This is a genomic window from Umezawaea sp. NPDC059074 (genome assembly GCF_042738955.1).
In the GTDB taxonomy this organism is placed as follows: Bacteria; Actinomycetota; Actinomycetes; order Mycobacteriales; family Pseudonocardiaceae; genus Umezawaea.
The window spans coordinates 14362-30376 of the sequence record NZ_JBHYHC010000105.1; the positions used below are offsets into that span (position 1 = coordinate 14362).

Sequence of the window (16015 nt, forward strand, 5' to 3'; positions counted from 1 at the left end):
CCCGAACGGGTGTCAGGCGGTCATGGCGTCCCGCAGGCTCTTGGGCCGCAGGTCGGTCCACGTGGTCTCCACGTAGGCCAGGCACGCCTCACGGGTGTCCTCGCCGAACACCGGCCGCCACCCCGCGGGCACATCGGCGAACGACGGCCACAGCGAGTGCTGCTCCTCGTCGTTGACCAGGACGAAGAAGCGGCCCTCGGTGTCCTCGAAGGGGTTGCTCATGACTCGTTCCTCTCGATAGCGGCGGCCAACACGTCGACCAGTTCGGCCGCCAGCCCCTCGACCGTCACGCGGTCGAACAGGTCGGTGGCGTAGATCAGTTCACAGGGCACGGGTCCGTCACCCCGCGGCTCGTACAGGCTGACGGTGAGGTCGACGTCCGTAGTGGTGATCGGGACGGCGTCGAACGAGCCGACGCCACCTTCGAGGACCTCCGCACGGGCGCGCTCGTGGTGGATCAGCATCACTCGCGGCCGGGGCGCGCCCTCGGCCAGGACGTCGGCGAACGGCACGTCCTGCCGGTCGAACGCGCCGAGGTCGGTCTCCCGGACGCGCGCCAGCAGTTCGGCGAAGCTCGGGGAACCCGCCGTGTCGGTGCGCAGCAGGACGGTGTTGAAGAAGCAGCCGACCAGGTCGGCCAGCGCCTCCTCGGTCCGGCCCGCGACCAGCGTGCCGATCGGCAGGTCCTCCCCCGCGCCCCGCCGGGTCAGCAGCACCGCCACCGCGGCCTGCACGACCATGAACAGGCTCGTCCCGGTCTCCCGCGCCAACCGGTCGATCCCCTGGTGCAGCACGGGGTCCAGCGCGAACTCGACGATGTCCGCCGCCCCGCTCGGCTGGGCCGGGCGCGGCCGGTCGAACGGCAGCGCCAGGTCGGCGGGAGCACCGCGCAGCACCGTCCGCCAGTAGTCGAGCTGCGGCGCGGCGGCCGTGCCGAGCCACTCCCGCGCCCACACCGTGTAGTCGGCGTAGCTCACCGGCAACGGCGTCCACGTCGGCGCGCGCCCGGCGAGTCGCGCGGTGTACGCGGCGGTGAGGTCGCGGAACAGCGGGACCACCGACCACTCGTCCAGCACCAGGTAGTGCGCGGTGAGCAGGAACGCCTGCGCGCCCGACCGGTCGGTGACGAGGGTGGCCCGCAGCGGGAACCCGTTGCCACGCGCCAGTTCCGCCAGCCGGGCGTCCAGGTCGTCGGTCACCGGGTCGAGAACGAGCGAAGGCGCGGTGCCGTGCCGCTGTTCGAACGCGGTGTGCTCGGTGCGCAGCGGCTCGTGCCGTTCCACGACGTCCGCCCACGCCCGCTCCAGCGCCGAAACGTCGAAGCCCGACGGCGCGAGCAGCGAGAGCGCGTGGTCGTTCGCCCGGCCTCGGGCCCACTGCCAGCGCTGCGGCGGCGCGAGCGGCAGCACCTCGGGCCGGGCGACCGGCACCAGTGGCGACCGGGCGTCCGACGCACCCCCGAGCCGTGCGGCCAGACCGGCGACCGTGGGCGAGTCGAACACGTCCCGAATGGACAGTTCGACGCCGAGCGCGGCCCGGACCTGACCGACCAGGCGCATGGACGACATGGAATGCCCGCCCAGCACGAAGAAGTCGTCGTGCACGCCGACGGACAGCAGTTCCAGGATGGTCGCGAACAGGTCCGCGATCACCCGCTCCTGCTCGGTCGTCGGGCGGTCGTCGCCGGTCAACGCGGACCAGTCCGGCTTGGGCAGCGCCTTGCGGTTCAGCTTGCCGTTGGGGGTGAGCGGCAGCGGCCCGTCCAGGGTGAGGACGGTCGCCGGGACCATGTACTCGGGCAGCCGGTCCGCCACGAAGGCCCGCAGCTCCACGGGATCCGCGTCGCCGACGACGTACCCGACGAGCCGGGTGATGTCGCCTTCGCGGTCCGCGACCACGGCGGCCTGGCTGATCGCCGGGTGCCGGGTCAACGCGGCCTCGATCTCGCCCAGTTCGACGCGGAACCCGCGGATCTTGACCTGGTCGTCCACGCGGCCGAGAAATTCGAGGACGCCCGGCTCTGTCCGATGGTCGGCTCCGCCGACGATCCGCCACCGCGCCCGGTCTCCGGTGCGGTACATGCGTTCGCCCAGCTCGCCGAACGGCGAGGCCACGAACCGCTCCGCCGTCAGACCAGCCCGGTTGAGGTAGCCGCGGGCCAGGCCGCGACCGCTGACGTACAGCTCCCCCACCACGCCGGGCGGCACCGGGCGCAGCGCGGCGTCCAGCACGTAGACCGTCGTGTTCGGGTCGGGGACGCCGATGGGCACCGCGCCGGACCAGCCCGTGCGGGCCCGCCAGAGCGTGGAGTTCACCGTCGCCTCGGTCAGGCCGTAGGCGGCCAGCAGGTTGAGCCTGCCCGCCCAGCGGCCGATCACGTCCGGCGGGACGGTCTCGGTGCCGACCAGGATCGTCGACCCCGCCGGGAGTTCGCAGTCCTCCGGCAGCGCGGCGACCAGCGACGGCGGCAGGATCATGTGGGTGATCCGGCGCTCCCGCAGGAAGTCCGTGAGCGCCGGACCCGCCACCCGCACCTCGTCGGGGGCCAGCACGAGCCTCCCGCCGACGGTCAGCGCCATGGTCAGCTCGAACACCGCCACGTCGAAGCCGACCGAGGCGAACTGGAGCACGCGGCTGTCGGTCTTCAGGTCCATCCGGTCGATCGCCGTCGCCGCGAGGCTCGCGATGCCCTCGTGCGGCACGACGACGCCCTTGGGCTTGCCGGTCGAGCCGGACGTGTAGATCACGTACGCCGCCGAGTCGAGCGCCACCGGACCGGTGTCCACAGTGGACTCGTCGAGCGCGGCCAGTTCCGCCGCCGTCTCCGGGTCGTCGAGCAGCACCCGCGGCAGACCGTCGACCGACGGCACCCGCGCGGCCTCCCGTTCGGTGCCGACGAGCAGCGCGGCGGCCGAGTCCTCCAGCATGAACGCCACGCGGTCGGCGGGGTGCGACAGGTCGAGCGGCAGGTAGGCCGCGCCGACCTTGAGCACCCCGAGGATCGTGGCGACCATCTCGATCGACTTCGGCACCGCGATGCCGACCACGTCCTCCGCGCCGATCCCGCGGCCGATGAGCAGGCGGGCGATCCGGTTGGACAGCGCGTCGAGCCGCGCGTAGCTGATGGACCGCGACCGGTCCACGACGGCCACCGAGTCGCCGAACTCCTCGACCCGCTGGGCGAACAGGGCCGGGAACGTCTCCTCCGGCACGTCCCGCACGGTGGCGTTGACCCCGTCGACCACCAGCGAGCGCTCGGCGTCCGACAGCACCTCGATGGCGCTGACCGGCGCGTCCGGGGCCGCCGTGACGGCCTCGACGACCGCGGTCAGCCGCTCGCCGAGCCGAACGGCCGTCTCCCGGTCGAACAGGTCGGTGGCGTACTCCAGCGCCAGCACGACGGCGCCGGTGTCGACGTGCTCGGTGAAGCTGAACACCAGGTCGAACTTGGCCGACCGGGTCGTGACCGGCTCCCAGTCGACGTCCAGGCCGGGCAGTTCCAGCCAGTCGCCGGACCGGTTGTGGTAGCCCACCATGACCTGGAACAGCGGGTTGCGGGCGGTCGAGCGGGTCGGGTTGACCCGTTCCACGACGGCCTCGAACGGCACGTCCTGGTGCGAGAACGCGGCCAGGTCGGTCTCGCGCACCCGTGCCACCAGCTCGGTGAAGCTCGGGTCCCCGGACAGGTCGGTGCGCAGCACCAGGGTGTTGACGAAGAACCCGACCAGGTCGTCCAACGCCTCGTCGGTGCGGCCCGCGATGGGCGCGCCGAGCGGGATGTCCACGCCCGCGCCGAGCCGGTGCAGCGTCGTGGCCACGGCGGCGTGCAGGACCATGAACAGCGACGCGCCGGTCCGCTGGGCCAGCCCGCGCAGGCCGTCGGCGAGCGGGCCGAGGTCGACCTCCAGCTCCGCGCCGCGGAACGACGGCCGCGCCGGGCGGGGCCGATCGGTCGGCAGTTCCAGCTCCTCGGGAACGCCGTCCAACGCCGTCGCCCAGTAGTCGAGCTGCGCGGTGGCGAGGTCGCCGTCGTCGAGCAGCTTCCGCTGCCACAGCGCGTAGTCGCCGTACTGCACGGCCAGCGGCGGCAGTTCCGGGTCGACGCCCCGCGACCGGGCCGCGTAGGCGGCGGCGAGGTCGGCGAGGAACGGCCGGTCGGACCACTCGTCGGTGGTGATGTGGTGCAGCAGCAGGACGACGACGTTCTCCTCCGCCGACAGCCTGCCGACCGTCGTGCGCACCGGGAGGTCGACGGACAGGTCGAACGGCCGGTCGACGGTGGCCGCGACGAACTCCTCCACGTCCAGGACGTCCACGACCTCCAGCACCGGTTCGGCGACCGGCACGACCCGCTGGAACGGCACGCCGTCCCGTTCGCCGAACACCGTCCGCAGCGCCTCGTGGCGGGCCATCACGTCACCGATCGCGGCGCGCAGCGCGCCGACGTCCAGCCTGCCGCGGAGCCGCAGCACCAGCGGGAAGTTGTACGCCGACGACGTGCCCTCCAGCTGTTGCACCAGCCACAACCGGCGCTGGGCGAAGGACAGCGGCAGTTCCTCGGGCCGGTCCAGCGCGACCACGGCGGGGCGCGCGGCGGCACGGGAACCACCGGCGCGGATGGCCAGTTCGGCGATCGTCGGGGCCTCGAACAGGTCGCGGATGGCGAGTTCGGTCTCCAGCGCGGTGCGGGCCCGGCTGATCAGCCGGGTCGCGAGCAGCGAGTGGCCGCCCAGCTCGAAGAAGTTGTCGTCCACGCCGATCCCCGGCACGCCGAGGACGTCCGCGAACAGCTCGCACAGCACACGTTCCTGGTGCGTCTCCGGGTCCCGGCGGCCCGCCGCGGTGGTGATCTCCGGCTTGGGCAGGGCCCGCACGTCCAGCTTGCCGTTGACGGTCAGCGGGAACGACTCCACGGCCACGATCGCGGTCGGCACCATGTACTCCGGCAGCCGCGTCTTGAGGCTGGCCCGCAGGTCGGCCGGGTCGGCGGTGCCGACGACGTAGCCGATGAGCCGCTTCTTCTCGTCCACCACCACGGCGGCCTGCGCCACGTCGTCGTGGTCGCCCAGGGCCGACTCGATCTCGCCGAGTTCGACGCGGTAGCCGCGGATCTTGACCTGGTCGTCGGTGCGGCCGAGGAAGTCGATGATGCCGTCCGGCCGCGACCGCACCAGGTCGCCGGTCCGGTACATCCGGGTGCCGGGCTCGCCGAACGGGTCGGCGACGAAGCGTTCCGCGGTGAGCCCGAACCGCTCGTGGTAGCCGCGGGCCAAGCCGATGCCCGCGATGTACAGCTCACCGGGGTTGCCCGGCGCGGCCGGGCGCAGGTTCGCGTCCAGCACGTACGCGCGGGTGTTCCAGATCGCGCGGCCGACCGTGGGCGTCGCACTGTCCTCAGTGGACGCGCCGAGGGTGTTGATCGTGTACTCCGTCGGCCCGTACAGGTTGTAGCCGTACGTGCCGGGGGTGTCGCGCAGCCGGTTCCAGACCGCGTCGGACACGGCCTCGCCGCCGAGCAGCACCAGCGCGGGCACGTGCCCGGCCAGCAGGCCCTCCTCGATCAGCAGGTGCGCGTAGGTCGGGGTCACGTTGACCACGTCGACCAGGTGCGTGTCGCAGTACGCCACGAGCGCCTCGGCGTCGCGGCGCAGCTCCTCGTCGCACACGTGCACCTCGTGGCCCTCCACCAGCCACAGCAGCTCCTCCCACGACATGTCGAACGCGAACGACACGGTGTGCGCGATCCGCAGCCGCCGTCCGCCCGCCGCCGCGATGGCCGGGGCGAAGATCGCGCCCTGGTGGTTGAGGTGCATGTTCGTCAGGCCGCGGTACGGCGTGACGACGCCCTTCGGCTTGCCCGTCGAGCCGGACGTGTAGATCACGTACGCCGGGTGCTCCAGGCTGAACGAGACCTCCGGCCGGGTGATCGGGTAGTCCGCCAGCACGGCGAGGTCGTCCAGCCGCACGGTGGGGGCGGTCAGCGCCGCGCCCTTCGACAGCAGCACGACCGGGTCGGTGTCGTCGATCATCAGCTGGAGCCGGTCCAGCGGGTGGTCCAGGTCCAGCGGCAGGTAGGCGGCCCCGGTGCGCAGCACCGCGAACAGCGCCACGACCATCTCGGTCGAGCGCGGCAACGCCAGCGCCACCACGCGTTCCGGACCCGCGCCGCGGGCGAGGAGCAGGTGGGCGAGCTGGTTGATCCGGCCGTCCAGCTCCGCGTACGTCAACCGCTGCTCGCCGAACACCAGCGCGACCGCGTCCGGCGTGCGGACGACCTGCGCGGCCAGCAGGTCCGCGATCGTCTCGTCCGGCACGGGGTTCGCGCTGGCGTCCCACTCGGCGGCCAGCAGCGCGGTCTCGTTGTCGGACAACAGGTCCAGCGTGCCGACCGGCGCGGAGACGTCGGCCAGCAGCCGGTCGAGGGCGGTGGTGAACCGGGCCAGCGTGGTCGACGCGTGGTCGGCCCCGATCAGGTCCGGGCGGTAGTCGAGCGCGATCCGCACGCGGCGGCCCGGCGTGACGACCAGCGTCATCGGGTAGTGCGTCGAGTCGACGCTGCCGACGGCCGTGATGCCGTGCCGCTCCTTGAGCTGGGCGAACCCGTCCTCGTCGGCGAAGTTCTGCAACACGTACAGCGTGTCGAACAGGGTGGTGTGCCCGCTCTCCCGCTGCACGTCACCGAGCCCCAGGTACTCGTGGCTCATCAGGGTCGCGCGCTCGGACTGCAAGCGCCGCAACAGCTCCAGCACGGTCTCGCGCGGGTCGAACGCGACGCGGACCGGCACGGTGTTGAGGAACATGCCGATGGCGTGCTCGACGTTGCGCACCTCGGCGGGACGGCCCGCGGCCGTGGTGCCGAACACGACGTCCTGCCTGCCGACCTCGGTCGCCAACGCCAGCGCCCACGCGGCGTTGAGCACGGTGTTCAGCGTGACGCCGTGCTTGCGGGCCTCGGCGCGCAGCCGGTCGCCGTCCTCGACGGACAGCTCGACGTGGCGGCGGTCCGGGATCGCGGGTTCGCCGCCGCGGTCGGCCGGGCCGACCAGCGTGGGCTCGGCGAGCCCGGACAGCGCCCGCCGCCACTCGGTCTTGGCCTCGGTGACGTCCTGCTCGCCCAACCAGGTCAGGTAGTCGCGGTAGGTGCCGGGCTCGGCGAGACCCGTGGCATCGCCAGCGGTCTCGTAGAGGCCCAGCAGCTCTTCCAAGAACAGCCCTTGCGACCAGCCGTCCCACAGCACGAGGTGGTGGCTGAGCATGAGCCGGTCGTGGTCCGGTCCGAGCCGGATGACCTTGAGCCTGCACAGCGGCGGGTGCGCGAGGTCGAACCGCCGCCTGCGGTCCTCGGTCTTCAGCTCCTCCATCCGGGCGTCCACGTCGGCCAGACCGGTGAAGTCGAGCACCTCGACGGGCACCTCGGGCGCGCGGCCGATGAACTGGACCGGCCGGGACAGGCCGTCGCTGGTGAGCCCGGCGCGCAGGCTGGGGTGGCGGGCCAGCAGGGCGGCGCACGCCGCTCGCAGCCGGTCGACGTCGAGCCGGTGGTCGAAGTCGAACGTGTCCTGCGCGGTGTAGACGTCCAGCTCGCTCTGGTCGTAGCTGGCGTGGAAGTAGATGCCCTCCTGCAACGGGGCGAGCGGCCAGATGTCCTCCACGGGCACCGGGCTGACCTCGGCGACCCGGTCGATCTCGTTCTGGGTCACCGTGATCGTGGTGAGGTCGGACGGCGTGAGCCCGGCGGACGTGCCCGCCAGCTCGCGCAGCGCGGTCACCCACCGGTCGACCAGCCCGTCGTCCACAGTGGACGGGCACAGCCAGGTCGCGACCAGTTCCGGGCCGCGCGGCGTCTCCTCGCACACGACGTCGAGCTGCACCTGGTACGGCAGCGCGAGGTCGTCGTCGTAGCGGGCGGAGACGGTCTCGGACGTCGGCTGCCAGTCGGCGTCCTGACCGGCGCTGAACCGGCCGAAGTAGTTGAACAACACCTGCGCCTGGGCAGAGGTCGCGAGCAACGGGGCGACCTGGGCGTTGAGGTAGCGCAGCATCCCGTAGCCGAGACCGTTGTCCGGCGCGGCCCGGAGGCGTTCCTTGATGGTCCGCAGGTCGCCGTCCGCGGGCAGCCGGACGGGCTGGACGCTGGTGAACCAGCCGACCGTGCGGGTCAGGTCCACGTCGGGCGCGATCTCCTCGCGGCCGTGGCGTTCCACGTCCACCAGCAGGTCGCCGCCCGCCGCGCGGGCCAACGCGGCCAGCAGGGTCTCGGTGATCTCCGCGCCCAGCAACGGGGTCGTGTCGGCGGTGGAGAGCCGGACCTCACGGCGGTGCGCGCCACCCACGGTCCCGGTGCGCGGAGCGCCGGGAACCAGGTCCGCGCCGGGCTGGAGGGTCTCGACCCAGTGGGTCAGCTCGCCGAGCCGTTCCGGGCTCTGCGCCTGCTCGGTGACGGCCTTGGCGTAGCGGCGCAACGACGTCCGCACGGGCTCCAGCGGCACACCGGTCCACGCGGCTTCCAGGTCCTCGAACAGGATCCGCCACGAGACGCCGTCGACGGCGAGGTGGTGCGCGGCCAGGAACAACCGGCCGGGTTCGAGTGGGCCGCCGTCGAACCACACGGCTTGCAGCACGACACCGGCGTCCGGGTCGAGCCGTCCGACGGCCGCGTCGGACTCGGTCTCGTAGTCCTGGTTCTCCACGCGCCGCAGCAGGTCGGAGGCCCGGACCGCGCCGACCGGCTGGGTTTCCAGCGACCACAGGACACCGGCGACGCGGGTCAGCTTGAGCCGCAGGGCGTCGTGGTGGTCGATCACGGTCTGCAAGGCCACCGCGAGCCGGTCGACGTCCGCGTCGACCGGGGTCCGCACCAGCATCGAGAGGTTGAACCGGCCGATCGGGCCGCCGTCGGTGCGCAACTGGTGCACGATCGGCAGTTGCGGCACGTCACCGACGCCGTCCGAGACGACGACCGGGGTGGTGTCGACCGGAACGAGCGCGGCCAGCGCGGCGGGCGTGCGGTGCTCGAACACCTCGCGCGGGCTGATCTTCAGGCCGTCCTTGCGGGCGCGGCTCGACACCGAGATGGACAGGATGCTGTCGCCGCCCAGCGCGAAGAAGTCCTCGTCCGCGCCGACCTCCGCGAGGCCCAGCACGGCCGCGAAGATGTCGGTGAGCGTGCGTTCGCGGTCGTCGCGCGGGCCGGTGAGGGCGGCGCGTTCGACCACGGGTTCCGGCAGCGCCTTGACGTCGATCTTGCCGCCGACGGTCAACGGCAGCGCGTCCAGCACGACGATCGCGCTCGGCACCATCGGCTCCGGCAACGCCGCGACCAACGCGGTGCGGAGCTGTTCTCCCCCAACGGTTCCGGCGACGTACGCGACGAGCCGCTTGCCGCCGCGCTCGTCCTCGCGGGCGACCACGAGGACGTCCGTGACGCCGTCCTGGCGGCGGACGGCGGCTTCCACCTCGCCGAGTTCGACGCGGTTGCCGCGGATCTTGACTTGGTGGTCCGTGCGGCCGAGGTAGGTCACCACTCCCGGTTCGGCCCAACGGACCAGGTCACCCGTGCGGTACATGCGGGTTCCGGGCTCGCCGAAGGGGTCGGCGACGAACCGGTCGGCGGTCAGGTCCGGACGGCCGTGGTAGCCGCGGGCGAGCTGCCCGCCCGCCAGGTACAGCTCCCCCGGCACCCCGGCCGGGACGGGCCGCAGCGCGGAGTCCAGGACGTAGAGGCGGGTGTTCCACACCGGCCGCCCGATCGGGACGGCGGTGTCGGTGGACCCGTCGTACTCCCACGACGTCACCTGCACGACGGTCTCGGTGGGGCCGTAGACGTTGAGGATCGGCACGCCGGTCGCCGCCAGCCAGCGGCCCGCGAGGTCGCCGGTCAGCGCCTCGCCGCCGCTGAACGCCCGGCGCAGGCTCGACGCCCAGCCGGTCGGCAACTCGGAGCGCAGCAGGGCCGCGTACATCGACGGCACCAGGTCGACCATGGTCACCCGCTCGCGCCGGATCAGGTCGGCCAGGTAACCGGGGTCGCGCTGGCCGCCGGGCTTGGCGACCACGACCGCGCCACCGCTGAGCAGCGGGCCGAAGATCTCCTGGACAGACGGGTCGAAGCTCGCGGAGTACTGGTGCAGCGCGCGTTCGCCGACGCCGAGCGCGAACCGGTCGCGCAGCCAGGCGAGCTGCCCGACGACCGCGCGGTGGGTGATCAGCACACCCTTGGGCCGCCCGGTCGAGCCGGAGGTGTACATCAGGTACGCCGGGTAGTCCGGGCCCGCCGACCGGAGGTCGCGGTCGGACGGCGGGTCGGTCAGCAGGACCCGGCGGACGCCGTCGACCGACGGCAGCACGGCGTCGGCCGTGGTGAGCACGGTCCGCGCGCCGGAATCGCGGAGCAGGAAGGAGATCCGGTCGGCCGGGTGGTCGAGGTCGATCGGCAGGTAGGCGGCACCGGCCTTCAGGACCGCCAGCAGGGCGACGACCAGGTCGGCCGAGCGCGGCACGGCGACCGCCACGACGTCCTCGGGGCCGACGTCGAGCGTCCGCGCGAGCGCGGACGCCTCGCGGTCGAGCTGGTGGTAGGTCAGGGAAACGCCGTCGACGACGAGCGCCGTCCCGTCTGGCGTGCGGGCGACCTGCGCCTCGAACGCGGCGGCGAGGGTCGTCTCCGGGACGGCCCGCACCTCCCCCGCGAGCTGTTCCACGGCCTGGCGGGCCTTCGCCGCGCCGATCTCGCCCACGGGCCGCGCCCAGTCGGTGGCCAGGACGTCGACCAGGTGTTCCGCGAGCCGGTGCACGAGGTCCGCGCCGAGGCGGGCGGCGTCGTGCTCGAAAACCAGGCCGAGGGTGCGACCGGGGGTGATCGTGAGTTCGACCGGGTAGTGGCCGGTCTCGGAGGTGCCGGTGCGCACCACGGACAGCGTCCCGCCGGGCGCGGCCGGGGTGCGGTCGAGCTGGTAGTTCTCCACCACGACCAGGGTGTCGAACAGGTCGCCGACGCCCGCCGCGCGCTGGACGTCCGACAACCCGAGGTGCTGGTGGTCCAGCAGCCCGGCCTGCTCGTCCTGGAGGCGGGCCAGCACGGCGGCGACGGTCTCGTCGTCCTGCCAGCGCACGCGCACCGGCAGGGTGTTGATGAACAGGCCGATCATCGCCTCGATGCCCGCGACGGCGGCCTCGCGGCCGGACACCGTGCTGCCGAACACCACGTCGTCGCGGCCGGTGAACCGGCCGAGCACCAGGCCCCACGCGCCCTGCACGACCGTGCCGAGGGTCAGGCCGTGCTCGCGCGCCCGTGCCACTACGGCGGACGTGACGTCGGCGGGCACCTCGACGCGCACGAACTCCTGCCGTGCCGCGGAAACGGCCTCCGGGGCCAAGCGGGTCGGCTCGTCCACGCCGCTGAGCGCCGCGCCCCACGCCTCCTGCGCGGCCGGGCGGTCGCGGTCGGCGAGCCAGCCGAGGTAGTCGCGGTAAGGCGCGACCTCGGGCAGGCGGGGCAGGTCCTCGCCGGGGGCGTAGAGGGCCAGGAGTTCCTGGAACAGGATGGGCTGGGACCAGCCGTCGGCCACGATGTGGTGGATCGTGAGCAGCAGCCAGTGCCGCTCGTGACCCCCGCGCACGAGCGTGGCGCGCAGCATCGGCGGGCGGCCGAGGTCGAAGCGCAGCGCGCGTTCCTCGGCGACCAGCTCGTCGATCCGGGCGGCCTGCCCGTCGTCGGTCAGGGACGTGATGTCCAGCTCGCGCCACGGCAGCTCGACGTCGGCGACCACCTGCACGACCCGGCCGTCCGGGAACTGGTGGAAACGGGCGCGCAGCGGCGCGTGCCGGTCCAGCAGGCCCTGCGCGGCCCGGCGCAGCGCGACGGCGTCGACCGGGCCCGCCAGTTCCAGGTGCTGGCCGACGACATAACCGTCCACAGCGGACTCGTCGAACACGGAGTGGAAGAAGAACCCCTCCTGCAACGGGGTCAGCGGCAGCACGTCCACCAAGCCGGGCGCGGACAGCTCGTCCACCTCGGCCTGGTCCAGCGCCACCAGCGGGAAGTCCGACGGCGTGTGCCCGCCGACGCCCTCGTGCCGGGCCAGCGAGTCCAAGGCTTCCAGCCAGCACACCGCCAGCCGGGACACCTCGTCCTCGGCCAGCAGGCCGCCGGGCCAGGTGAAGGTGGCGCTGAGCCGCGGTCCGGCCTCGTCGTCGCGGACGACGGCGTCGATCTCCAGCGCGTGCCCGAACGGCATCAGCGGGTCGCGGTCCTCGCCCAGCGGCGGCGCTTCCGGCGCGGTGGCCCAGTCGGTGCCCTCGGTCGCGGTGAACCGGCCGAGGTAGTTGAACAGCAGTTGCGGGACCGGCTTCCCGGCCAGGCCGGAGCCCTCGTCGAGGTAGCGGAGCAGGCCGAAGCCGATGCCGTTGTCCGGGATCTCCCGGAGCTGCTCCTTGACCTGCTTGAGGGCGTCGTCGAGACCGCCCGTGCCGGGGGTGAGCCGGACGGGGAAGATGCTGGTGAACCAGCCGAGGGTCCGGGCGAGGTCGACGCCGGGGACGATCTCCTCGCGGCCGTGGCCCTCCAGGTCCAGCACGAGTTCGTCGCCGCCGCGCCACTTCGCGAAGGCCAGCGCCAGCGCGGTGAGCAGGACGTCGTTGACCGCGCCGTGCACGGCGGCCGGGACGGTGGTCAGCAGCGGGGCGGTCTGCCCGGCGGGCAGGGTCACGGTCAGCCTGCGCGCCGTGGAGACGAGGTCCACGGCGGGGTCGAGCGGGCGGCTGGTGAACGGCGTGTCCTCACCGGACAGCATCCGTTGCCACACCGGGAGTTCCGCGCGGCGATCGACGTCGGGGAGCGCGGCCGCCCAGCGCTGGAAGGACGTGCCGACGGGGGCGAGGTCGTGGCCGGACCAGGCCTGGGCCAGGTCGGTGGACAGGACGCGCCACGAGACGCCGTCGACGATCACGTGGTGCAGCACCAGGAGCAGCCGTCGTTCGGGCGCGAACCACACGGCCCGCAGCATCCGGCCGTCGTGCGGCGCGAGCTGTCCGGCGGCGCGGGCGGTCCAGGTGTCGACGTCGAGGCCGGTGTCGACGCGCTCGACCACGTCCGCCGCGCGCACGGTGCCGGAGACGTCCAGGGACCAGTCGGGGTTGATGCGCGACCGGAGCAGGTCGTGGTGGTCGATCACCTTCTGGAGCACGGAGTCCAGGGTGGCGGTCTCCAGGTCGGGGACCTGGAACAGCATCGACTGGTAGAACGCGTCGACCTTGCCACCGAGTTCGGCCAGCCAGCGGATGATCGGGGTCGCGACGACGGTGCCGGTGCTCGCGTCGTGGGTCTGGGCGGCTTCCTGGCGGGCGACGGCGGCCAGGGCGGCGGGCGTGCGGAGGCGGAACACCTCGCGCGGCGTGATCGCGAGCCCGGCGGCGCGGGCGCGGCTGACCAGGCCGATGGCGACGATGCTGTCGCCGCCGAGTTCGAAGAAGTTGTCGTGCACGCCGACGGACGGCAGGCCCAGCACGTCGGCGACCAGCCCGACGAGCGCGCGCTCGGTCGGGGTGCGCGGCTGGGCGTGGCCGGTCAGGGCGGTCCAGTCGGGGTCGGGCAGCTTCGCCCGGTCGAGCTTCCCGTTGGGGGTCAACGGAAGTGGTCCGTCGTGGACGATCACGACGGACGGCACCATGTACTCGGGCAGCGTGTCGGCGACGTGCGCGCGGGCCGTGGCGGCGTCGACCGTGCCGACCACGTAGCCGACGAGCCGCTTGACGCGGCGGTGGTCCTCGCGGACGACCACGGCGGCCTGGGAGACGTCCGGGTGCGCCATCAGGACGCTCTCGATCTCGCCCGGCTCGATCCGGTAGCCGCGGATCTTGACCTGGCCGTCGGCGCGGCCGAGGAAATCGATGTTGCCGTCGGCACGCCACTTCGCGCGGTCGCCCGTGCGGTACATGCGTGATCCGGGCTCACCGAACGGGTCGGCGATGAACCGCTCGGCGCTCAGGCCGGGACGGCCGAGGTAACCGCGGGCCAGGCCGCGGCCGCCGACGTACAGCTCGCCCTCCACGCCGACGTCCACCGGCCGCAGGTCGGGGTCCAGGACGTAGCAGCGGGTGTTCGGGTCGGGGACGCCGATCGGCACCGGGCCGACCCAGTCCGCCTCGGCGCGCCACAGCGTGGAGTTCACCGTCGCCTCGGTCAGGCCGTAGGCCGCGACCACGGTCAACCTCTTTGCCCAGCGGGCGATCAGCTCGCTCGGCACGGTCTCGGTGCCCACGACGAGCACCGCGCCCTCGGGCAGTTCGCAGTCCGGCGGCAGCGCGGCGACGAGCGACGGCGGCAGGATCATGTGCGTGCCGCCGTGGTGCGCGATGTACTCGGTGAGGGCCTCGCCCGCGACCCGGCGTTCGGTCGGCACGACGATCACCCGGCCGCCGACGCCCAGCGCCATCGTCAGGTCCCACACGGCGACGTCGAAGCCGACGGAGGCGAACTGCACGACCCGGCTCTCGGCCGTGACGCCGATCCGGTCGGTCGCCGTGGCGATCAGGCTGCCGATGCCCTCGTGCGACACGACGACGCCCTTGGGCCTGCCGGTCGACCCGGAGGTGTAGATGACGTACGCGGCCTGGTGCAGGCCGATCGGGACGTCCAGGTTCGCCGCGGAGCCGTCGAACGATTCCCGGTCCAGCAGCAGGACTTCCGGCCCGGCCGGGAGTTCGTCGGCCATCTCCGACGTCGAGAGCACGACCCGCGCCCCGGCGTCGGTCAGCATGAATGCGACCCGCTCTCGCGGGTGGTCCAGGTCGAGCGGGAGGTAGGCCGCGCCCGCCTTGAGCACCGCGAGCAGCGCCACGACGAGGTCGACCGACCGCGGCAGGGCGACGCCCACCACGTCCTCCGCGCCCACGCCGCGAACCGCCAGGGCACGTGCCAGGCGGTTCGCGGCGGCGTTCAGCTCGCCGTAGGTCAGCGAATCGGACTCGCAGACCACGGCGACGGCGTCGGGAGTCCGACCGGCCTGCCTCTCGAAGACGGCGGGCCACGACAGCTCGTCGACCTCGCGCACGGGCCAGGTACCGGTCGGGATCATCACGAACGCCTTTCTGGTTCTTACTTGGCGGAGAGGAGCGGGAGCATCTGGTCGAGCGCGTACGGGATGCTCAGCACGGTGTTGAACGACATGGCGGCGCCGACCGGCGGCTCGTCGTAGGGCACGAAGAGGTCGCGCTTCTCCTGCACCACCTTGAGGTTCTTGTACAGCGCCTCGTTCTTGATCTGGTCCGTGGACGCCGGGTCCGCGATCAGCCACACCAGGCGGTCGACGTCGATGACGTCGAAGCGCTCGTAGGACAGGTCGACGACGTTCTCCGTGCCGACGGCCTCCTTGAGCTTGGCGGGCACGGTGAAGCCGAGCTGCGTCAGGAACAGCATCTTCGGGTCGTTCGGCGAGAACACCGAGTAGGTGCCGGGCTGGTAGGCGTCGGCCACGACGGCGGACTTGCCCGCGAACTCGGGGTGCGCGGTCTTGGCGGCGGCGAACTTGTCGTCGATGCCCTTGATCAGCTTCTCGACCTCGTCGGCCTTGCCGAGCGCTTTGCCCGCGAGGCGGGCGCTGTCCTGCCACGGGGCCTGGTAGTCCTCGAAACCCTTGGGCTGCGCGACGACCGGGGCGATCTTGGACAGGGTGTCGTACTGCTCCTGCTTCATGCCCGAGTACTGGGCGAGGATCAGGTCGGGCTTGAGGCCCGCGATCTTCTCCATGTTGTACTCGTCGCGCTCGCCGACGACCTCGGGAGGCGTGCTGCCCCACAGGGACTGGGTCCACGGCCACTTGCCGTACGGGGTCTCCTTGAACCAGTCGATGGCGCCGACGGGCTTGGTGCCCAGCGCGAGCACGACGTCCTGGTCGGACAACCCCAGCGTGACGACCCGCTTGGGTTCGGCCTTCACCTCGGTGGTGCCGTACTTGTGCTCGACCTTGACCGGGAAGGCGCCACCGGACGCGGCGGCGGGGGCGCAAACACCCCCCCC

The 16015-nt window shown here is 72.8% G+C and carries 3 protein-coding genes; all 3 read right to left on the reverse strand.

The annotated features are described in order from the left end of the window. Positions 1-12: 12 nt before the first annotated feature. The gene (locus ACFWW9_RS33925) at positions 13-222 is read right to left on the reverse strand and encodes an MbtH family protein (RefSeq protein WP_390386230.1); all 210 of its coding nucleotides are present in this window, start codon (positions 220-222) and stop codon (positions 13-15) included. Beyond that, complete coding sequence (locus tag ACFWW9_RS33930; protein ID WP_390386231.1) at positions 219-15074, reverse strand: amino acid adenylation domain-containing protein; 14856 nt, start codon at positions 15072-15074, stop codon at positions 219-221. The genes ACFWW9_RS33925 and ACFWW9_RS33930 overlap by 4 nt, the downstream gene beginning before the upstream one ends. Positions 15075-15094: 20 nt before the next feature. Continuing rightward, on the reverse strand, positions 15095-16015 hold a 921-nt coding region (locus ACFWW9_RS33935), incomplete at its 5' end, for an iron-siderophore ABC transporter substrate-binding protein (RefSeq protein ID WP_390386232.1).

What these genes read in the sequence shown, in the direction of transcription:
- ACFWW9_RS33925 (WP_390386230.1), bottom strand. Translation starts at nt 222, where the DNA reads ATGAGCAACCCCTTCGAGGACACCGAGGGCCGCTTCTTCGTCCTGGTC.
- ACFWW9_RS33930 (WP_390386231.1), bottom strand. Translation starts at nt 15,074, where the DNA reads ATGATCCCGACCGGTACCTGGCCCGTGCGCGAGGTCGACGAGCTGTCG.